The following is a 21774-nucleotide window of genomic DNA, read 5'->3' on the forward strand; positions in this document are numbered from 1 at the left end:
AAGAGCCAGAACATGAAAAAATTCATTAAAATTATAGATAGCCACCAAGCATCACACACCGAGTTATCCTTGTGTTTGACTATGGATGAGCGCACAAAGAGCCGCTTAAAAGTCACCTTGAGCGACGGTCAAGAAGCGGGGCTATTTTTGCCGCGCGGAACCATCCTGAAGGAAGGCGACGTTTTATCTACTGAAGACGGTGAGCTAGTCACCATCGAAGCGGCGAAAGAGCAAGTTTCTACCGTTTACAGCGATGACGCTCTGTTGCTTGCCCGTGTTTGTTATCACTTAGGTAACCGTCACGTTCCACTGCAAATCGAAGCTGGCTGGTGTCGTTACTTCCATGACCATGTCCTAGATGATATGGCACGAGGGCTTGGCGCGACCGTCAGTGTGGGTTTGGAAAAATACCAACCAGAACCGGGGGCTTATGGTGGTTCATCCGGTGGGCATCACCACCATCATCACGATCATGATGACCATCATCACCATTAATTATATTTGGGAAGTTTATCCATGTTAGCGGATTTACGTTTATATCAATTAGTCAGCCCGTCTTTGCCTGTTGGGTCATTTACCTATTCCCAAGGCTTAGAGTGGGCCATTGAAAAAGGCTGGGTAACCACGCCTGAAACGCTAGCAAGCTGGTTAACAGCGCAAATGACCCATGCGATTGCGACATTGGAACTCCCTGTTTTACGGCAAATTCACGCCCACTTATTAAGTGCTGATATGGAAAAAGTCTCCTATTGGTGTGAATTTATCATTGCCAGCCGTGAAACCAAGGAACTGCGGTTAGAGGAGCGCCAACGAGGGATTGCTTTTGCCCGCTTGCTGCCTCAACTGGGTATTGAGCTTGATACAACCACATTGACCTGCGTTAAACAAACGCAGCTTATGGCGTTTGCCCTTGCCGCAGTCAATTGGAATATTAATATCGACAAACTCTGTAACGCCTATGCATGGGGCTGGCTGGAAAACACCGTGATGTCGGGTGTTAAACTCATTCCACTCGGCCAAAGTGCGGGGCAACATATTTTGTTCACCCTAACCGAGCGCATTCCTACCATTGTCTCGCAATCGGCCACATGGCCTTTAGAAGATATTGGCAGTTTTACACCTGCACAAATTATTGCCAGTAGTCGGCATGAAACCCAATACACACGACTTTTTCGTTCATGAGAAAATGCTATGCAAGAATATAATCAACCCTTAAGAATTGGTGTCGGTGGGCCGGTCGGCTCAGGGAAAACCGCATTATTAGAAGTGTTATGTAAAGCCATGCGCGACACTTACCAAATTGCTGTTGTCACCAATGATATTTATACCCAAGAAGATGCCAAAATTTTAACCCGTGCCGAAGCATTAGATGCAGACCGCATTATTGGTGTTGAAACTGGCGGCTGCCCTCACACAGCTATTCGTGAAGATGCATCAATGAACTTAGCGGCAGTTGAAGAACTGGCCATGCGCCACAAAAACCTTGATATCGTCTTTGTGGAAAGCGGCGGCGATAACCTGAGCGCAACCTTTAGCCCAGAGCTGGCTGATTTAACCATTTATGTGATTGATGTCGCTGAAGGGGAAAAAATCCCACGTAAAGGCGGCCCGGGTATTACCCATTCCGATTTACTGGTGATTAACAAAATTGACCTTGCACCCTATGTCGGGGCTTCATTAGAAGTGATGGAAGCCGATACCGCAAGAATGCGCCCAGTCAAACCCTATGTTTTCACTAACTTGAAGAAACAAGTCGGCTTAGAAACCATTATCGAGTTTATTATCGATAAAGGCATGTTAAGGCGTTAATAAATTTGAGCGCCCTATAGGTTTTATCTATAGGGCATTTTCAATTAACAAATACGTGGCAAAGGCTCGCTGTGAGGTAAATCTAATAACCTTGATGTCCCGAAGATCCCAACTAATCTGACTTGTTTCTGTTCGGTGACACAACCAATCGTAGTCGCATCTTTCCCTAATGGGTGCTGGTGTAGTGCAGCAAGCACCGCATTTTCCGCTTCAGGTTTCACCACAATCACTAATTTGCCTTCATTGGCAAAGTTTAACGGCTCTAAACCTAATAGTTCGCACACGCCCCTAACTGCTGAAGAGACAGGTAAATCCCCCTCATTTATCGCTATCCCGCAGCCACTTGCCTGCGCAAACTCATGTAAAATAGCCGTCACGCCCCCTCGGGTCGCATCACGTAAAGCACGAACGCCATCAATTTCACGTAACGGAGCGATTAAAGGTGTTAATACCGCACAATCACTGCAAAGCTCTGCTTCTAATCCGAGTTGTTCACGCAGGTTTAAGATAGTCGCGCCGTGGTCACCCAACGTACCGCTAACAATCACTTTATCCCCCGCTTGAATGTGCTGAGCCCCCCACTGAATATGGGGCGGGATCACGCCAATACCCGCGGTATTGATAAAGATTTTGTCTGCCGCACCGCGCTGTACCACTTTGGTATCGCCTGTCACAATAGCCACGCCAGCCGCTGCTGCTGTTGCAGCCATCGACTCGACAATCATTTGTAATTCAGACAGCGGAAAACCTTCTTCCAAAATAAAACCGCAGGACAAATATTTTGGAATAGCCCCACTGACGGCTACATCATTGACCGTGCCGCATACCGCCAGTTTGCCAATATTACCACCCGGGAAAAAAATCGGGTCGATGACATAACTGTCGGTACTGAATGCTAAGCGGTCGCCCAATGCGGTCATTTCAGCCAGTGCTAGCCGAGCTTGGTCTTCCCGCTCATTCAACGCTGGGTTAGCAAATGCTTGCAAGAACAACTGTTCAATCAATTGCTGCATGGCCTGCCCACCACTACCACGTGCCATCGTCACCACATGATTACTCATTTATACCTCCCGACGATATTGGTAATAAGCTGCACAGGCGCCTTCAGAAGAAACCATTAGTGCGCCAAAAGCGGTTTGTGGCGTACAACGGCGCCCAAACAACGTACATTCGTTAGGTTTACAGCGCCCGGTTAACACCTCTCCACAACGTGCTTGCGGGTCATCCGCCACTTTATGGGGTTGTACCTGAAAACGTCTCTCTGCATCAAAAAACTGATAATCTTCAGTTAATTGAACCCCTGAACCTGCTATTTCCCCCAGCCCGCGCCATTCACTGGTTTGTTTAAGTTCAAAAACTTCCTCTAACGCCTTCAGTGCCAATACGTTACCGTTATCGGCCACAACACGTTTATATTGGTTTTCTACCTCACAACGGCCATCAGCGATTTGGTCAACTAGCATGGCTAACGACTGCAAAATATCTAAGGGTTCGAACCCTGTGACCACCAAGGGTTTATGAAAGTCTTCGGTAATAAATTGGTAGGGATGCGCCCCGATCACCATACTCACGTGTCCCGGTGCTAAAAAGCCGTCAATGCGGACATCCGGCTGTTCTAGTAAGCTTTTTAACGTTGGGATAATGGTAATGTGCTGGCAAAATACACTAAAATTTGCTAATTGGCGGCGTTTCGCTTGCTGCAAGGTGATTGCCGTGCTTGGCATGGTGGTTTCAAAGCCTAAACCAAAGAAAACCACTTGCCGATGAGGGTGCTGCTCTGCTAATGCCAAGGCATCTAGCGGTGAATAAACGATACGGACATCTGCCCCATTGTGTTTGGCGTCAAGTAAAGAGCCCTTTTCTCCCGGCACACGCATTGCATCGCCATAAGTACAAAAGATAACCTCTGGGCGCTGCGCTATTTCGATACAGCCATCAATTCGCCCCATTGGCAAAACGCACACAGGGCAACCGGGCCCATGAACAAATTCAATTTCGGCGGGTAATAGCTGGTCAATACCAAATTTAAAAATCGCGTGGGTATGGCCTCCACACACTTCCATGAGTTGTAATGGGCGCCGTTTTGCTTGGGGTATTTCATTCACCCGTTGATGAATACGCGCTAATAGCGCTTTTGCAAGAACAGGGTCGCGAAATTCATCGACGTACTGCATCTGTTGCTCCTGCATTTAAACCACTAAAATCGCTGACCTCGTGGTCTAGCTGGCTCATCGCGGTTAACGCATCCAAAGTGGATTGCGCTTCTTCTTCATTGATGATGCTCATGGCAAACCCGACGTGTACCAGTACCCATTGGCCTAATAAATCTGCGGTTTCTCCTTCACAAATGAGGCCAATATTCACATCGCGTTTTACACCACAAACATCCACTTGAGCGAGTTGGTGAATGTCTTCACCAACGGCAACTATTTTGCCCGGAATACCTAAGCACATAGCTGTGTCTCCAACCATGCCAGCCAGGCATCCATCCCTTCGCCGCATGTCGCAGACACTTGGATAACTTGGATATTGGGATTCACCTGTTTGGCATTCGCAATACAGGCTTCAACATCAAAATGTAGATAAGGCAATAAATCAATTTTATTCAGCAACATGATATCTGCTGCCGCAAACATATGTGGGTATTTGAGGGGTTTATCTTCCCCTTCCGTGACCGACAGCACCGCCACTTTATGGCGCTCGCCCAAATCAAAGCTAGCAGGGCACACAAGATTCCCCACATTTTCAATAAATAACAAGCTGTTATCTGCTAACTCTAAACGTGCTGTTGCATCGTGCACCATTTGTGCATCTAGGTGACAGCCTTTTCCTGTATTCACTTGAATCGCAGGCACACCCGTTTCGCGGATCCGCTGTGCATCATTGGTGGTTTGTTGGTCACCTTCAATCACTGCGCAATTGATTTTGTCACGCAGCCTTAACAGCGTTTCCGTTAATAAGGTGGTTTTTCCCGAACCCGGGCTAGAAACGAGATTTAGCGCTAAAATATTCTTCTGGTTAAAATCGTTACGGTTATGCTCTGCCAGATGGTTATTTTTATCTAACACATCCATTTCAATTTGTAGCATGCGTTTCTGGCTGATCCCCGGTGCATGTGTACCTGCTTCACCGTGGCCATAATCAAGGTCATGGTGCTCTCCAGCCGGTTTAAAACTTGCCTCAGCGGTTTGGTAAATATGTTTGTGCTTATGTTTGTGTTTATGCTTTTTAGACTTGCTTTCAGCAGGTGCGGGCTCATATTGGTGATAATGGTTGTGGACATCACCATGATGATAGTAATGGTGATGAATAATCACGGTTTGCCCATGAGGTTCATGATCATGATGATGGTCGTGACCGTGATGGTGGTCGTGAGCATGACCGTGATGGTCATCACCCTCGATTTTGCGTTCTCCCGATGCACATCCACAAGTACTGCACATAAGTTTCACTCCCAACAGCTAAATTGTTAAATTAGATTAATACATAATCCATAGAGTCTGGTTGATACACCTCAAGCTCACCTCAAAAAGCTATTCCACTTCCAACTCTTTGATGCGTAAACTCTCCCCACTTTCCACTTTCAGGTTCAACCCCTGACAGCATGGACAAACTGATTGATGGCTGTCTATTTCCACTATTTCACTGCAATCCCAACACCATGCTTGTGCAGGCTGGTAAATGATGTGAAGTTGGCAGCCTTCTGCAACCGTACCACGGCAAACGACGTCAAAACTGAAGCGAAAGGCACTCTCTTCGACACAAGAGAGCGCACCGATTTCAAGCCAAACAGCAGTGACTCGGTTAACTGCATTTTTTTTCGCCTGCTGTTCAATAATTTCTATCGTACTTTGGCATAACGAAACTTCATGCATCCTGCCCCCTTAAGTGGCGGGTAAACAATGCTCTGCGTTCAGGTGCTTGAGGAATATTTGGGTCACTTACTGGAAGCGATAACAATATTCGCTGGCAATCATCCGTTAGGTGAATACCTTGTTCTGGTGTCATTTTCTTTTCTAATGGCGACATTAATGAACACGCAAAATATTGGGTTAAACCGTCTAATTCACCCACGGTATAGGTCATTTCACCATAGGGGAGGATTAACCCAACCTTGTCACCGACCACGCGACGAGACCAGTATTGTTCAGGCCCCGGTAGAATAATCGCACTGAGCATCCATGGCGTGATCACCGCGCCAACCCACTGCCCTTCAAACAGGGCAAACTCACTGGCGTGCACAGGCATAGTCGGATGCAAAAATGACAAATCATGCATCGATTGTTCAGCAACTCGCGTAAATGCGGCCTCAACTAGAGGCCGAGGGTTAGTGTCATAACCTAAGATGTCATCAGGCATGCAAACTCTCTTCTTTCGCTATGATTTCCAAGCCTTCGCTTCGCAAAACCTCAATAACCTTTTGTAACGCAGATTCTAAAGCGGCCTGCCCGGTTGCCGTCAAGCCGATATGCGGCTCGAGGGACTCAGGTACAACGCCAACTAATGTTAGCCGCTGTGGGAATTCATCGGTTAAATGCAAAGCGGATAGCACATCTGATAAACCGAGTTGATGCGGTGAGATTTTACGCGTAAACAGTGCAGGAACTTCGTCATCGCGCAAGACTAAAATCGAGCCAGCCTGCTGGCTTGATAACACGACATCGGCAATGATCAAATGGTCTCTATCTGCCATCGGGCCAATCAGTTCCATTCCTGCGGTTCCACCATCTAGCACTTCCACGCATTCAGGCAGGTGATAGCGCTGCTCTAAAGCCTCTACGATGCGTACCCCAACGCCTTCATCGCTCAGCAAAATATTGCCAACACCCAAGACTAAAATACGCATTACAGCACCTTAACCTTAGTGACTTCACCACCTTCAGGATCAACAATGTGCACTGCACAAGACATACAAGGGTCAAATGAGTGAATGGTTCGCACCACTTCAAGGGGTTTAGCGGGGTCAGCTATAGGGGTTCCTACCAATGCTTGCTCATAAGGTCCTGGTTCATCATTAAAATTACGCGGACCTGAGTTCCAAGTGGATGGCACTACCGCTTGATAATTTTCAATTTTACCGTCTTTGATCACAACCCAGTGCGACAATAAACCACGTGGGACTTCCCCAAAACCTACCCCTTTAATCGTGGCATTTTCAGGGAAATGTGGTTTCACAAACGTGGTGTAATCGCCTTTTCCTATGTTATCGACCAGCGCTTGCCATTGAATAGACAGAGTTTCATTCAGCACACAGCAGCGAACGCTACGACCGATAATTCGACCCAATGTGGAATGCAATTGATCCACACTAATCGTATTGCCCGTCAGTGTTTGGTACAGGTTTACTACATCATTAAAGTGTTTTTCTGTCGGTTCATGTTTGGCGGCTAATTTACACAACAAGTCAGCAAGCGGCCCAACCTCGACGGTTTTATCATAAAAAGTTGGGGCTTTTACCCATGAATATTTACCGTCATCATCCCAGCCGGTGTAATCTGGGTTGGTGGTGCCTTCCCATGGAGCCTGTGGCTCATTTTCTTTGTACCATGCATGTTTGCTACTTTCTTTGATGCCGTTGATCAAATACTCATCCATATGGCTCGTAATGGGGCGATAAGTACTAAAATCGCTGTTTTCCAAATAGCCACCCGGTAAGAGGAAACTTCCGTTTTTACCGTCCATTGGCATTTCAGGCATACACATGTAATGTTTCGCGCCTTGACCGACTTCGAGCCATTCAGGGTAGCCCGCGGCAATCACTGCTGCGTCAATCTTATACACTTGCTCAATAAAATCCCCTAAACGGTCAATAAAGGATTTCACATACATCAAACGTTCAAGGTTCAGAACCCCGACACCATCAAGGTTAATAGGGTTTGCCACACCACCAACTGCAAGGTTTTGAATATGCGGTGTTTTCCCGCCTAATAACGCCACAATACGGTTAGCATCTCGCTGACATTCAAGGGCTTGTAAATAGTGGGCCACGGCAATTAAGTTTACCTCAGGCGACAGCTTCATCGCTGGGTGCCCCCAATACCCATTAGCAAAAATACCCAATTGCCCACTGGCAACCAATTTTTTAATTTTATCTTGAACTCGCGTGAATTCTTCTGGGCTATTCAATGGCCACGTCGAAACGCCTTTCAAGATTTCTGCTGCTTTATTTGGGTCTGCATTCAGTGCAGAGGTGATATCCACCCAATCTAATGCAGATAATTGATAAAAATGGACTATGTGGTCTTGAATGGTGTGCGCGGCTAAAATCATATTACGGATATACTGCGCATTCACTGGCACATCAATATTTAAAGCACTTTCAATAGTGCGTACCGACACAATACCGTGCACCGTGGTACAAACCCCACAAATGCGCTGCATAATCATCCAGGCATCACGGGGGTCTTTCCCTTTGACTATCTCTTCCATACCACGCCACATCGTGCCTGAAGCCCAAGCCTTGGTGACTTTTCCATCTTCAATTTCACAATCAATGCGTAAGTGACCTTCGATACGAGTGACTGGGTCTATTGTTATACGTTGGCTCATGCTTTACCTCGGGCCTCTGAATGGCTCATCGTTGTTTTTTTCAATGCTGGAATAACAGGTAATAAGCGGATCAATAAGATATAAGCGCATACCTCTATTGCCACAAAACCTATTGAAATTAAAAGCTCTTCTGTTGTTGGGAAGTAGTCGTATCCGCCCCCAGGGTTAAATGCAACGAGGGAATAGTTCATCCGCCACATAGCCGCACCAATCAATATGCTTAAACCACTTATATATAACCACCGAGAATCATTTCTCAGTGATGGCATACGGAAAATAACCAATGGGAAAACCATTAATGCGGTTTCTATCCAGAACATCATGGCGTAGAAATCGGTATTGAAGATATGGTGCAACTTGTCCCGATAAATTAGTTCACCGAAACGGCAGACCAAGAACAGCACTAACAATACCTGCAAGATCCGAGTGATACGAACAAACAGTGGCCGTTCATCAGCGCCTTGCCCCCGCAACGCGGCTTGGAGCAATGACCCTTCGAAAATCACGATGGAAAAGCCCATAATGAATGCAGTCAGTAATGAGAGTAGTGGCAGCATTTCATAACTTTGCCAAATAGGGTGGACTTTATACCCCGCCGAAATCATCAATGAACCCATTGATGATTGGTGCATCATTGGCAGTAATGCGCCAAGAGCAATAATAAAGAACATCGCTTTATTCAGACGTTTTAACGAAACCTTCCAACCAAAGCGCTCACACAGTGCGGGGGCAAACTCTAATGCCATCACCCCGATATAAATCGTCATACACACTGCGGTTTCGAACAGCACCGAATTGGTGTTAAAGAAACCGGGGATGTAAAAGTAAGGCAAGTTCCAGTAGCGGCCTACGTCAATAGTGATGGACAAACCACCGAGAGAGTAACCGAACAAGCTGGCTAATAATGCGGGGCGCACTAACGGATGATATTCACCGCGGTTAAATACGTACACCGCCCAAGCCAGTGCCCAACCGCCACAAGCAAAACCGGTACCAATTAGTAAGTCAAAAGCAATCCAAATCCCCCAAGGATAGCCACCATTTAGGTCAGAAACTGAGCCCAAACCGAAGACCAAGCGTTTAACAATCAAGATGACACAAATCAGCACCAATGGCCCAAAGACCATGATTGGCCAACTGACTAAACGCCCGCCTAGCGGCTGCTCTTTATGATGCGTCGTCATTTGAGTCATCTCCTTCGTGTTTATCATTTTTAGTATTGCGGTACACCAAGAAACTCAACCCTGCCAACGCTGCAAGCGGCAATACCATCCCTTTATAAAGTGTGTGCTGCACATATTCAGAACGCGCCCCTGTGGACAACTGTTCTAACTCAGGTAGCCCAAGATTTTGATATGGCACACCAGAAAGAACAATAACTTGTGTACCACCGCCTTCAAGTTCGCCATAAATATGGGACTCATATTTCGGCACTTTAATCACATTCGGGTCATTGCTGTGTAAGGTTTGACGTGGATAACCGTACTCATCACCGACTTTGAGTGTTAGACGCTTTTTCGCTTCTGCGAGTAATTCTTCCCGCGTCCCAAAAATTACTGCGCCCGTTGGGCAAACTTCGACACAACCCGGCAAACCACCCTTGTCTAAGCGTTCGACACCTTTTTGGTTACATAACTCGCATTTATGAATTGCACCAAATTTGTCATCGTAGGCATATTTCGGGATATTAAATGGACACGCCACCATGCAATAGCGGCAACCGGTACATACGCTAGCATCGTAATGAACAATGCCGGTTTTTGGGTCTTTTTTCAGCGCTTGTACTGGGCAAACCGACACACAATTAGGGTCAACACAGTGCATACATTGCTTTTTAATGTAGGCATAGCCATCTTTTTCTTGGTCTTTATGAACACCTGTTCCACTGCTCCAAACCTGAATAATATTGTTGGTATAAGGGGTGAGTTTGTCATTATTTGACCAAGTTTGTTCCCCGACCGGGTTACGTTCTGGGTGGTTAATATCTTGGCATTTTGTCACGCACGCCTGGCACCCAATACACAGGGTCGAGTCATACAGCATCCCCAAAGAATTAGGGATCGGCGGGCGGTTTTCGGGCCCCGCCAAACTGGGGGAACTTCCCGCAAGTAATGCTCCCCCCGCGGAGAGTTTCAGAAAATTTCGTCTATTCACGGTTATTCTCCCCGTGAGTCAGTATCTTGTTGGCGTTTTTGACGGCCTAGTTCACGTACCGCCATCACGCTGACTCCAGCCACTAACCCGACAACACCACCAATTAACCCCACAGCTGTAGATGAAATTTGGCCACCTTCGCGGTTATTCACATCCGGTTTATCCACACGTGGTGTTGGGTTTTCAACACTTGCTAGTTGGTGGATAGCTTTATGGAACCCTACATTTTCTTCATTACAGCCATAACAAGGGTGACCAATTGCCACAGGCCAGACACCGCCAACATCACAGAATTGCAATGTGGAGCAGTTACCGTACGTTTCAGGTCCCTTACAACCTAAATGGTATAAACACCAACCTTCACGATGACCATCATCACCGAACTCTTTTGCGAAGCGGCCCGCATCAAAATGAGGACGACGCTCACAGTGTTCATGAATTAAACGACCGTACGCGAACATTGGGCGATTTTTACTATCCAGTTTTGGTGGGCGATTAAACGTAATTAAGTGCGCGACTGTCGCAAGGAAGTTATGTGGATTAGGTGGGCAACCAGGAATATTGATAACTGTTTTGTCTTTAATGACTTGATCTAAACCCACGGCTCCTGTTGGGTTATCACCTGCAGCAGCGACGCCCCCCCACGAAGCACAAGAACCAATCGCAATCACGGCCGCAGCGTTTTCAGCCACTTCACGAATATGCTCAACAATCGGTTTACCTGCAACCATGCAGTAAATACCACCATCTTTCAATGGGATAGATCCATCAACAACTAAAACATATTTCCCTTTATATTTCTCCATCGCATTATGTTTATTTTGTTCAACTTGCTCACCAAAGGCGGCAGACAGCACCTCGTGGTATTCCAATGAAATGGTATCGAGAATTAAATTCTCCAAGGTCGGGTGGGTAGAACACAGTAAAGATTCCGTACACCCCGTACACTCTTGGGCACCAATCCAAATGACCGGTGGTCGTGCTGGGTCACTAATAGATTCAGCAATTTGGGCGGCAGCCTTCCCACTTAACCCCATTGTTGCTGCCAGTGCTGTACATAACTTCATAAAATCACGGCGATTAATACCATGAGAAGAAATAATAGAGTTATCTCCTATCATTCTTTTTTCCTATTATTATGGGTGGCTTAGAACCTATTCATTAGGCAAATTCTGTTTATTATCTTAAGGTTATAGATACTACAAAGCCCTGTGTACAAATGATGCACACACCTTTGGCTTGTATTTGTCTATTTAAAAAGTAAACAAAACCAAGTCTAATGAAATAAATTCTTATTTAATTAACCTGATGCATAAATATAAAATAGGATCCTATTCCTACCGCTCCTAAATCATTTGATCTTCATCAAGAGGCAATAAGAAATTTTCTTTTTTTTATATATTTGCTAGAAAAATCGATTCAGTAAACGGTATTTAAAAATGAGGAAAAATATAAATAAACCAATTTTATTTTCAATAATGCGTTATATATCACATTACCATAAATAAAAAATACATTTATTTTCATTGCGATACCTTGATTTGTAATTTCAATTTAATTAATTAAGCGAAATATGAGTATTAATAAAAATCAATATATTAATATAGTAAATAACATGCTGAATAAGAATCAATATCAACGAAGTAATATAGGAAATTAAAATAATAAACTGTAAAAAGATAGTTAGATATACAACCGTGTTAATATAATATTATTCGTCAATATCAATATTAGGTCTTAACAACGCAGAAGCAATAGTAACTTGTCCGAGTGATAATCCACCATCTCCCATGGGAAATTGTTTTGCATATAACACATCGAACTCAGGTAGATTATTTACGATTAGCTCTCTCAACAATTGGTTATGGATCACGCCACCTGACAAAACAATTTGCTTAGTACCATATTGCTTCGCGGATTTTCTTGCGAGCTCAGTAAAACCTTGCGCTAATGCCACATGAAAGGCATGTGCCCGTTGTGGTTTAGGCGCACAGTACGCCATCCACTGTTGCCAAAATGTATGTAAATCCAATTGTTGCCCCACTAATGGTATAGTGACCGGATGTACGCTCACGGGTGATTTCATGGCAATCGCTTCCAGTTGGCAAGCCGCCTCCCCTTCCCAACGAGTTTGTGCTGTGCAAATACCTAACGCTGCAGCAACCGCATCAAAAAGCCGCCCAGAGGATGAAGCCGTTGGGCTATTTATCCCTTTTTCAATTGCCTTTTGTAACCCCTGCCAAGGAAATGACATTAAATCAGCGGCGCACTCTTGCTCTTGCCACTGGGGAACAAATTGCAAACAATGTGCGAGGAGATTACGCCATGGTTGCCGAGAAGCTAGCTCTCCGCCCGGCAGTGCAACTGGGGGCAAACCGCCAAGATATTGACTGGATTTATAATCCACCAATAAACATTCACCTCCCCATAGACGGTGGTCAGCGCCATACCCTAATCCATCGAGAGCTAACCCGATGACTTTGCTCCCGTTTAGCGGCAAACCATGTTCAGCCATTACCGCAGCAATATGTGCATGATGATGCTGCACTTTTATCAATGGGATCCGTAATTGCTGTGATAACGCCTCGCCATAGCGCGTACTTACATAATTCGGATGCATATCAGAGACTATAGCGGTTGGCGTAAAACGATAAATAGATTCAAATAATGTAATAGCTGACTGATATTGCTCAAAAATATCTATATCATCAAGGTCGCCTAGGTGTTGACTCATGACTGCACTTTTATCTCGCAATAAACAAAAGGTATTTTTAAGATCTGCCCCTAAAGCCAGTATTGATGGGGAATGCTCAAATCCTTTAGGCAAGTCAATCGCATCAGGGACATAGCCCCGTGCACGGCGGAGCATTTCCGCTTGTCCATCATGATAACGCACCAATGAGTCATCCGCGCGTTGGACAATATCGCGGTTATGAGTGAGCCAAACATCCGCGATATTCACTAAATCAGCCAATGCAGCTTGCTCGCTCAACACAGGGGGCTTCCCTGATGCATTTCCTGACGTCATCACTAATGGGCGATTAACTTGTGCCATCAATAGGTGTTGCAATGGGTTAGAAGGCAACATAACACCGATTTCCGCTAGATTTGGTGCAATATATTGGCTTAATACAGGATTTTTCCAATTTTTAATCAATACAATCGGAGCGGCAGGGCTTTTTAATAATGCACGTAAGCCATCACTCAGCGGCATATTGTGCTGCTCTAACCAATTCAGTGATGGGATCATCACCGCCAGTGGCTTAGTTGGGCGGCATTTACGAACACGCAAAGCCTCTACCGCCTCATCACTGCTTGCATCACAAGCAAGATGAAAACCGCCAATCCCTTTAATAGCAACAATTTTTCCTGCCAATAATTGCTGAGCTGCCAAGAGTAATGCGTTCTCATTATTTGCAATCGTTTTTCCTGATGGGTCGCACAATTTAATTTCAGGGCCACACACCGCACAGGCATTAGGTTGTGCGTGAAAACGCCTATCTGCGGGAGATTGATATTCTTCTAAGCAATCAGAACACAACGGAAAATCAGCCATTGCAGTATTGGGTCTGTCATAAGGCATACGACGAATAATCGTGAAACGCGGGCCGCAATGCGTGCAGTTTGTGAACGGGTAATGAAAACGTCGATTAGATGGGGTAAAAAGCTCTTGTTGGCATGCATCACAAGTGGCAGCATCTGGGATGACTTGGGTGTCCATTTTGCCTTCACCACTACGGCGGATCGTAAATGCAATTGGTAATGTATCCCATTGAAAAGGTTGTGATTCAATACTTTCTATAAGGGCTAACGGCGGGCAGTGTTGGTACAATAACTGAATAAATTCAGTAGGTTCTGAACCAGTACATAAGCGAACCAGCACGCCTTCGCCATCATTACAGACATCACCTAAAAGTTGGTATTGATGTGCTAATTGCCAAACATAGGGGCGAAACCCCACACCTTGCACTTTCCCCTTGATGCGTAACTGTATGCCACCTTTCACTGAAATCCCCTCTTACCACTATGAGGCTATTTTCACGCTAAAACATAAAAAAAACTTCACTTGAGATCAAAAAAAGTTGTGGAAGTGCCGTTGACAGGCCCAACTTTCACTCATTAATTATGCTAAATAAGATTAAATATCAATAGGTAATCCCCCCTAAAATTAATCGAGTTCATAAGTAGAATTTTCTCTTACAATAAACTCAGGAGAAAGTGATGAAAAAAACAACTTTTACTGATGCTCAAATCATTTCTATTTTAAAGCAAGCTGAACACGGCGTTCCTGTTGCTCAACTCTGCCGAGAACATGGTATGGGGAACTCCACTTTTTATAAAAGGCGGGCAAAATATGGTAGCATGGACTCCTCTTTAATGACGAAAATGAAAGCGTTGGAAGAAGAAAACCGACGGCTTAAAAAAATGTATGCTGAAGAGAGGCTTAAGGCTGAAGTGATCCAAGAAGCCATGGCAAAAAAGAGGTAAAGGCTTCTGAGCGTCGATATTTAGCCCAAGAAGCCGTTAAGCAAAATCGGATGAATATTGCTCAGGCTTGCCGTACCTTTTGTGTGAGTGAAAGCTGCTACCGATATCATTCCATTTTATCCGATAAAAATGCAGTGATTGCCGAGCAATTGATTGAGCTAACACAGAAATAACGAAATTGGGGCTTTGGCTTATGCTTCTTGTATTTTTGCAATGTGAAAGGCTATAAATGGAATCACAAGCGGGTTTATCGTATTTATTGTGAGTTATCTCTTAACTTGCGTATCAAGCCGCATAAGCGACTTAAACGAGAAAAGCCGGAAGCATTAAGCGTACCTAGAAATATCAATGAATGTTGGTCAATGGCCTTTATACATGACCAACTTTCAGATGGGCGTAGCTGTCGCCTTTTTAATTTCCTTGATGATTTTAACCGGGAAGGATTAACGATTGATGTTGATTTTTCATTGCCAGCTGAACGAGTCATCCGCTCGTTAAATCAAATTATCGAGTGGCGAGGAAAACCCCATCGTATACGTAGTGACAACGGACCTGAATATATCAGTCACAAGCTGGCTCACTGGGCGGTACAAAATGAGATAACATTATGCTTTATCCAACCTGGAAATCCGCAGCAGAATGCTTATATAGAGCGTTTTAATCGCACGATGAGGTATGATTGGTTAAGCCATTATCTTTACGATGACATTCAGGAATTACAAGATAAGGCGACGCAGTGGTTATGGACTTATAATCACGAGCGGCCTAACATGGGGCTTGGTGGTATAACACCTGTGCAAAAGTTAAACCAACAACAAATTCAAAATTCTACTGCTAATCTCCATTAAAAAAGGGAGGATTACCGTAACTCATCACGATAAATCCATTCACTTTTTTCTCTCTGTAGTGAAAGTAGCGAATTAATTCTCATATATTTTTCGTAATCATTTTTACCGTCTCCCTGTAGCAGAGACGTTGTAAAATTTTTTTCTTGATTTGTTTTTTTCTGTTGCATGATAGCTTCTTCCATATTCCATACAATACGATGAAAGCCAAGGATTGATTAGATACTTTAACCTTTAACAAACCAATCTAATTACGTTAACAAAATATTAATACAATTTTAAATAACGTTAATTTGATAAATTTTGAATTTTTAATGCAGCTAAAATCTTATAATCAATATTAAAAACTCATTTAAATGATTGAATAACAATAGCCCTTAATTGAATTAATTGAACACGCCCTCCATAAACACACAAAAAAAACATATCCAACTGAATTATAATAAATATATATATCAAAACAAAAGAAGGTAGCCGCGGAAGTTGTAACTAACAGAAAGAAATACTTATTAACGTATATGTAGTAGCAAAACGATTAAAATAATAAGTGATTTCACCAAGTTAAACCGAATGAATACACCAATTACATTAAATATATTAATGTTTCAGTTGACTGTATGTTAAAATTTTGTTTTAGTATTTTTAGCTAATTTCTTCATATTCAACCAAACAGACTTTTATACAATCTTTACTTAGTAGCCGGAGAAACAGTGTTCAAATCTTATAAGAATATATTGCAGATCCCAGGCGTTAAAGGTTTATTATTTGCCAGTACTATCTCACGATTACCGCAGGCAATGCTCAGTATCGGAATAATCACCATGCTAGTCCAGCAAACAGGAAGCTACTGGCTAGCAGGGGCTATAGCGGGAACATTTTCATTCTCTTGTGCTGTATTTGACCCACAAATTTCAAAGTTGGTTGACCGCCATGGCCAACGTAAAATATTACCAATAGTCACTATCTTTAGCGTGGCAATGTTACTTGCTTTAATAATTACATCTTGTTATCAACCGTGGTCTTGGGTTTTATTCATATTCTCAGCACTTGCTGGCATTCGCCCCCCAATGACTGCAATGGTTCGAGCTAGATGGGCATTTCTTTTCCGCGGTCAACCGCTGCTAAAATCAGCATTCTCCCTAGATTCAGTTGTAGCTGAAATTATTTTTATTGTGGGCCCCCCACTAGCAATTTATTTAAGCACTAGCTTCCACTCAGTAGCGGGCCCGCTGGTCGCTACTATTTTTCTATGCACAGGTGTGTTGCTCTTTCTTCTGCAACACAAAACTGAACCCGCTCTTGTACAAAAAAAAGAGGTTCAGCAAGACTCTGCACTGAAAACACCTGGCATACTAATCATTGTTTTTGCTTTAGTTGCAATGGGAATCATTGGCGGTGCAATTGATGTTGCTGTCGTTGCTTTTTCTAATGCACATCAATCTCCCAATGCTGCCAGCTTAATTATTGCTCTATACGCGCTTGGAGCTGTATTTGGAGGATTAGTTTTTGGTGCATGGAAAACTCATTTGGAAATTGAGAATCAGTTTTTATATATCACTTTACTAATGATGCTCACTAGCATGATGCCTTTGTTCGTCAATACACTTCCTGCGTTGGGGCTTGCGATTTTTATTATCGGGTTAACAATCGCACCGACAATGATTATTGCCATGGATATTGGTTCCTCTTTACTTCCTCAATCAAGACTCACTGAGGGGCTAGCTTGGATGTCAACAGGTATAACGACAGGAGTGGCCTCTGGAGGGGCATTAGCGGGCATCATTATTGATCATTACGATATCAGTCACGCATTTCTACTTATATTATTAGCGGGTGTCGCTATCGCCACCATCAGTATGCTAGGTTTTGCGAGGCTGAAGCATTATCTGACACACGCTCGCACTCGACATCTAAACAACGTCCGTGATATCTCTTGAATTAGGCACAAATCAGTACTGGTCAACTACTCCATCGAATGTTAATACTAAATTGATACCTATGCTTTATCAGCATGTCACTTGTTGGAGCTCTGTACCGAGCAATGCGGTTATCAACCAAGCCGCTTTCTATTTGTGTTGAACCAAGCCGACAAGATAGAGCCCTGCCGCCAGTGGGATGAACAGTGCCACCAGCCATCTCCTGAACAAGCGGTTAACTTAGAATTGAAGCAACAAGCTGTGATAACAGCATTTAAACCGCACCATCCAGTGATGACGGTTTCTGCGGCAGAAGGTTTTCAGCTCACTGAATTAGCAGAGCAATTAATACAGGCGTTACCAGCACAAGCTAGTAGTGGGGTAGCTAGGCAACTAAGCAGCACTTACCGAACGCAATCGGTGGAGAACACTGCACGTAACGATTTTGGGCAATGTATCAGTGATATTGTGGATATCTTAATCGATATCATTCCCTTACCACCACTGATAAAACATACGATCAGCACTGTCAAAAACAGCATCGTCTCCGTCGCTAAATCCCTGTGGAGCCTGTTCTTTTAGCTTCTTAAATTAATGCAACATTGATGACATCTAGCGCCAGTCCTTAACGGGATTGGCGCTTTTTTATTTCTTTTTATTGGAGTTCCAATTTATGAATAACGCAACTGAATCCGCTATTGCAATGACACTCGTTCCCGATGAGCAACGCCTTGATTTTTGGTTCAACCATTTTGGTACAGTAAAAGGCTGGGCCACCTTTGAAGTGGTGGTCTTCACCACGATGGGGCAGTTTTGTGATGAATATCATGGCGGTTACTGGGAGTACGGGATGCTCAGTAATGGCGGTGCCTTTATCTACCCCGATATCAACGCAGACACATTAACCCTATTCAACATGCACAACAGCAATGAAGCCACGGTGAGTCAAGAAGCGGCAGGCATTGGGTGTGTCTTATCCTGTACAGCATCAGGTCATTCCAAATAGAAAGCGAAGTGATGTGTGACCGCTTTTATCAACTCCGTGACTACGCTTCACAACATCCCAACCATTACCTTGTTAGACAGCCTGCAAAAGGAAGGCTTTTATCCATTCTTTGCTTGCCAAACACGGGTACGTGATGTCAGCCGTCGAGAGCATACAAAGCACATGTTACGACTTCGGCGACATGACCAAATTACGGGGAGCCAAGTCCCTGAAATTATTTTGCTCAATAGCCATGATGGCTCCAGCAGCTACCAAATGTTACCGGGATTATTTCGTCAAGTTTGCGCTAATGTGCTGATTTACTTCGATGTATTGGGGGAAGTGCGTGTACTTCATAAAGTGGATGTGGATCGATAAACTGAATAATCACACTCTACTGATTACTGACGATAATATACTGACTGATCCACAGTATGGCGTAGAATTTATCAATGACTATTGGGTCGTCAATACAAAAACGAATAGAAGCCAATACATTTATTTGGATTACAATACGGGCATTGTCAATTTTTCCAAAAATGATGCAGGTGTACTGGTAATTTCTAGGGAAGACGAAACCGATCGTATCATGTCTGATGAAGAGGTCAGCATGGATGTGTTGAATTAGGTAACTTGAGCCATTCTGCCCCAAAATCTTACCTGACCCATTACCTGACCCAAAGTCAGGTAAAAACAAAAAGGAGTTAGATGATTAACACCTAACTCCTTGATAAATTTGGTGGCCCCTGCTGGACTTGAACCAGCGACCAATCGATTATGAGTCGACTGCTCTAACCAACTGAGCTAAGGGGCCAAAGTGGAGAGGATTATACGTGTAGTTTTAGCTTAGGTCTAGTGTTTCGAAACCGTATGATGAAATTGTGTTCAACCTAGTTACCCTTCTTATAATTCAATGCGATAGCATGGGCAATTACTATCATTCGAGCGTCGTTTTTTGCAATTTTAATGAGCCCTACTATTTTTTATTTAAATCACGTTCTCGCACTTTATCTATATTTAACTCTCACCAATATCAAATTAACAATAAAAACAACATCATAATTGCAATCAATTTTATTAAAAATTCTTTATTCAAATAATTGATATAGAACAATATTTTTTACATTCAAATCTCACAATATGGTCTATAGATAATTCGCATATAGGACAATAATGATGAAAAAAGTACGTGCAGTTCAATATGGTTGCGGAAAAATGGGTAAATTTTTGATCCGTTACTTGCAAGAGCATGGTGCTGAAGTTGTGGCGGCTTTTGATATCAATGAAGCCGTTATTGGCAAAGATATAGGTGAAATTGCAGGAACGACGCCAACAGGGGTAAAAGTCCAGCCGCTACATGAAGCAGATAAAACTCTCGCGGCATTAAAACCTGATGTTGGCATCATCGCCACATTAAGTACCATGGCGGATTTAGAAGATGCATTCTCCCTATTTGCTCGTCATGGTGTAAACGCCATTTCAACCGGAGAAGAAGCCCTTTACCCATGGAATTCATCACCTGAAATTACACAAAAGCTTGATGCATTAGCCAAAGAAAATAACTGTACCCTGGCGGGCAGTGGTTACCCTGATATGTATTGGGGTGTCTTAATCGATACCTTAGCAGGCTCCATGCACAAATTGGTGAAGATTAAAGGTTCAAGCTGCTATAACGTTGAAGATTACGGTATTGCTTTAGCCATTGGCCATGGTGCAGGCTTAACCGTTGATGAATTCGATAAGCAAATCGGCAACTATAATGATTTACCTTATGAAGTGATTTCACAAAAAATTGAAAGCGGTGAATATGCACCACCGTATATGTGGACCCAAAACGGCTGGCTATGTAGCCGCCTTGGGCTAACGATCACCAGCCAAACTCAGCGCTGTGTGCCACAAATTGCTCAGCAAGATATTTACTCCGAAACGCTCAAAATGACTGTTAAAAAAGGGGATGTCTTAGGCTTATCTGCAGTGGTGATCACCGAAACCGCAGAAGGGATTACCCTAGAAACAGAGTGTATTGGGAAAATCTTAACAGCGGATGAGTGTGATAAAAATAGCTGGCAGTTAATTGGCGAACCCGACACCTCAATTGAGGTGAATAACCCAGCAACCGTAGAATTAACTTGTGCAAATTTAGTGAACCGCATCCCTGCACTGATTAATAGCCCCGCAGGCTATATCACAACAGAGAAAATGCCTAATAATGTGTTTATGACCAAACCAATGCATGAGTATTTATAGCTAACATTGCCCACCTTTCGGTGGGCTTTTTGCCGACACCTAACTTTAGCGCGGCTTTACCATTTGCCATTCTAAATGGCGCTTAATCGCTGGCCATTCTGACTCGATGATACTGTAAATACAGCTATCACGCAGTTCACCCGTTTTAGTTTTCATATGATTGCGAAGGACACCATCGAGTTTTGCCCCTAAACGTTCAATGGCACGGCGACTTTGGCTATTTAAAAAATGCGTACGAAACTCCACTGCAACGCAGTCTAATTCCTCAAAGGCATGTTTTAACAGCAAATATTTAGCCTCTGTATTTAATGCGGTACGCTGCACCTCCACCCCATACCACGTGGCGCCAATTTCAACCCGTCTTACCGCATGGTCTACACGGTTATAAGACGTAATACCAACTGGTTTATCGCTTCGTTTATCGATCACCACAAAAGGTAAGCATTCCTTTTTCTGGAAATTTTCCAGGCGTTTTTCCACATCTTGAGAGAAATGTTCAGGCTCAGGCACTAAGGCATACCACAAATTATGCAGCCCATCTCGCCGAATAATATCTGCCAGTTCGACATCATATTGGTGAGATAGAGGTTCAAGGCGAACGCATTCACCTTCTAAAATAATAGGTTGGCAAATCTCTTTCATCATCGTTTCCCCATATCGTTCTTTATGCTGTATGCCTCTTTTTTAATCTCTTTTTATGACATAAAAACCAAAAAACACCTATTTTTTTATGACACTCAGCTATTTAACCGAAAACATATGATAAAAATCACAAAATTTT

General features: G+C 43.7%; 20 protein-coding genes, 1 tRNA gene and 4 pseudogenes. 10 read left to right on the forward strand and 15 right to left on the reverse strand.

From position 1 onward, the window contains the following. Positions 1-12 precede the first annotated feature (12 nt). From ureE to ureG, 3 genes are read left to right on the forward strand one after another with little or no spacing between them, the layout of a single operon-like run. Positions 13-495: an urease accessory protein UreE gene (gene ureE / locus M1E86_RS15895; RefSeq protein WP_213913080.1), complete on the forward strand. Its 483-nt coding sequence runs from the start codon at positions 13-15 to the stop codon at positions 493-495. Between the two features lie 21 nt (positions 496-516). Continuing rightward, complete coding sequence (locus tag M1E86_RS15900) at positions 517-1182, forward strand: urease accessory protein UreF (protein ID WP_213913081.1); 666 nt, start codon at positions 517-519, stop codon at positions 1180-1182. Between the two features lie 9 nt (positions 1183-1191). Next, positions 1192-1809: an urease accessory protein UreG gene (gene ureG, locus M1E86_RS15905; protein ID WP_125890373.1), complete on the forward strand. Its 618-nt coding sequence runs from the start codon at positions 1192-1194 to the stop codon at positions 1807-1809. Between the two features lie 44 nt (positions 1810-1853). Here the strand turns inward: ureG and hypE are convergent, their stop codons facing one another. The 12 genes from hypE to hypF form a co-directional block, all read right to left on the reverse strand. Beyond that, on the reverse strand, positions 1854-2870 hold the full coding sequence (gene hypE / locus M1E86_RS15910; protein WP_426099153.1) for a hydrogenase expression/formation protein HypE: 1017 nt from the start codon (positions 2868-2870) through the stop codon (positions 1854-1856). Further along, the gene (gene hypD, locus M1E86_RS15915) at positions 2871-3983 is read right to left on the reverse strand and encodes a hydrogenase formation protein HypD (RefSeq protein WP_426099154.1); all 1113 of its coding nucleotides are present in this window, start codon (positions 3981-3983) and stop codon (positions 2871-2873) included. After that, positions 3967-4263 carry a hydrogenase maturation factor HybG gene (hybG, locus tag M1E86_RS15920; RefSeq protein WP_125890717.1) on the reverse strand — a complete coding sequence of 99 codons (297 nt, stop codon included), beginning with the start codon at positions 4261-4263 and terminating at the stop codon, positions 3967-3969. The genes hypD and hybG overlap by 17 nt, the downstream gene beginning before the upstream one ends. Further along, the gene (gene hypB / locus M1E86_RS15925) at positions 4254-5252 is read right to left on the reverse strand and encodes a hydrogenase nickel incorporation protein HypB (protein ID WP_213913084.1); all 999 of its coding nucleotides are present in this window, start codon (positions 5250-5252) and stop codon (positions 4254-4256) included. The genes hybG and hypB overlap by 10 nt, the downstream gene beginning before the upstream one ends. Before the next feature lie 90 nt (positions 5253-5342). Further along, the gene (gene hypA, locus M1E86_RS15930) at positions 5343-5684 is read right to left on the reverse strand and encodes a hydrogenase maturation nickel metallochaperone HypA (protein ID WP_102137877.1); all 342 of its coding nucleotides are present in this window, start codon (positions 5682-5684) and stop codon (positions 5343-5345) included. Further along, on the reverse strand, positions 5677-6168 hold the full coding sequence (gene hybE, locus M1E86_RS15935; RefSeq protein WP_213913085.1) for a hydrogenase-2 assembly chaperone: 492 nt from the start codon (positions 6166-6168) through the stop codon (positions 5677-5679). Before hybE ends, hypA begins: the two co-directional genes overlap by 8 nt. Beyond that, the gene (locus M1E86_RS15940; RefSeq protein ID WP_213913086.1) at positions 6161-6655 is read right to left on the reverse strand and encodes a HyaD/HybD family hydrogenase maturation endopeptidase; all 495 of its coding nucleotides are present in this window, start codon (positions 6653-6655) and stop codon (positions 6161-6163) included. Before M1E86_RS15940 ends, hybE begins: the two co-directional genes overlap by 8 nt. Continuing rightward, a complete protein-coding gene (gene hybC, locus M1E86_RS15945) occupies positions 6655-8358 on the reverse strand; it encodes a hydrogenase 2 large subunit (protein WP_125890380.1) in 1704 nt (567 codons plus the stop codon). Before hybC ends, M1E86_RS15940 begins: the two co-directional genes overlap by 1 nt. After that, a complete protein-coding gene (gene hybB / locus M1E86_RS15950; protein WP_213913087.1) occupies positions 8355-9542 on the reverse strand; it encodes a Ni/Fe-hydrogenase cytochrome b subunit in 1188 nt (395 codons plus the stop codon). The genes hybC and hybB overlap by 4 nt, the downstream gene beginning before the upstream one ends. Further along, entirely contained in the window at positions 9526-10512 is a 987-nt protein-coding gene (gene hybA, locus M1E86_RS15955) for a hydrogenase 2 operon protein HybA (RefSeq protein WP_213913088.1), read from the reverse strand. Before hybA ends, hybB begins: the two co-directional genes overlap by 17 nt. Before the next feature lie 2 nt (positions 10513-10514). Continuing rightward, the gene (hybO, locus tag M1E86_RS15960; RefSeq protein WP_213913089.1) at positions 10515-11633 is read right to left on the reverse strand and encodes a hydrogenase 2 small subunit; all 1119 of its coding nucleotides are present in this window, start codon (positions 11631-11633) and stop codon (positions 10515-10517) included. A gap of 590 nt (positions 11634-12223) precedes the next feature. Next, a complete protein-coding gene (hypF, locus tag M1E86_RS15965) occupies positions 12224-14518 on the reverse strand; it encodes a carbamoyltransferase HypF (RefSeq protein ID WP_213913090.1) in 2295 nt (764 codons plus the stop codon). Positions 14519-14733: 215 nt separating this feature from the next. On the opposite strand from hypF, the pseudogene M1E86_RS15970 reads away from it, so the two are divergent. After that, positions 14734-15848: pseudogene (locus tag M1E86_RS15970) on the forward strand (IS3 family transposase). An 11-nt stretch (positions 15849-15859) separates the two neighbouring features. Here M1E86_RS15970 and M1E86_RS15975 read toward each other — a convergent pair. Beyond that, positions 15860-16015 carry a hypothetical protein gene (locus M1E86_RS15975; protein WP_213913091.1) on the reverse strand — a complete coding sequence of 52 codons (156 nt, stop codon included), beginning with the start codon at positions 16013-16015 and terminating at the stop codon, positions 15860-15862. A gap of 540 nt (positions 16016-16555) precedes the next feature. On the opposite strand from M1E86_RS15975, the gene M1E86_RS15980 reads away from it, so the two are divergent. From M1E86_RS15980 to M1E86_RS16000, 5 genes and pseudogenes are all read left to right on the forward strand, one after another. Next, positions 16556-17782, forward strand: a complete 1227-nt coding sequence (locus M1E86_RS15980; protein WP_213913092.1) for an MFS transporter — start codon at positions 16556-16558, stop codon at positions 17780-17782. 96 nt (positions 17783-17878) lie between these two features. Then, a pseudogene (locus M1E86_RS15985) lies at positions 17879-18343 on the forward strand (GTPase family protein); the annotation flags it as partial. A 91-nt stretch (positions 18344-18434) separates the two neighbouring features. Then, positions 18435-18901: pseudogene (locus M1E86_RS15990) on the forward strand (antirestriction protein). After that, positions 18822-19115: pseudogene (locus M1E86_RS15995) on the forward strand (DUF932 domain-containing protein); the annotation flags it as partial. The pseudogenes M1E86_RS15990 and M1E86_RS15995, both read left to right, overlap by 80 nt. Further along, a complete protein-coding gene (locus tag M1E86_RS16000; RefSeq protein ID WP_213913093.1) occupies positions 19093-19374 on the forward strand; it encodes a hypothetical protein in 282 nt (93 codons plus the stop codon). The pseudogene M1E86_RS15995 and the gene M1E86_RS16000, both read left to right, overlap by 23 nt. Before the next feature lie 109 nt (positions 19375-19483). Here M1E86_RS16000 and M1E86_RS16005 read toward each other — a convergent pair. Continuing rightward, positions 19484-19560, reverse strand: a tRNA-Ile gene (locus M1E86_RS16005). Between the two features lie 359 nt (positions 19561-19919). Here M1E86_RS16005 and M1E86_RS16010 point away from each other — a divergent pair. Further along, positions 19920-20993, forward strand: coding sequence for an NAD(P)H-dependent amine dehydrogenase family protein (locus M1E86_RS16010; RefSeq protein ID WP_125890387.1), 1074 nt, complete (start codon positions 19920-19922; stop codon positions 20991-20993). A gap of 45 nt (positions 20994-21038) precedes the next feature. On the opposite strand, the gene M1E86_RS16015 is transcribed toward M1E86_RS16010, so the two are convergent. Further along, positions 21039-21635, reverse strand: coding sequence for a GNAT family N-acetyltransferase (locus M1E86_RS16015; RefSeq protein WP_125890718.1), 597 nt, complete (start codon positions 21633-21635; stop codon positions 21039-21041). Positions 21636-21774: the final 139 nt, after the last annotated feature.

This window comes from Providencia sp. PROV200, assembly GCF_049901995.1.
GTDB classification, from domain to species: domain Bacteria; phylum Pseudomonadota; class Gammaproteobacteria; order Enterobacterales; family Enterobacteriaceae; genus Providencia; species Providencia rettgeri_E.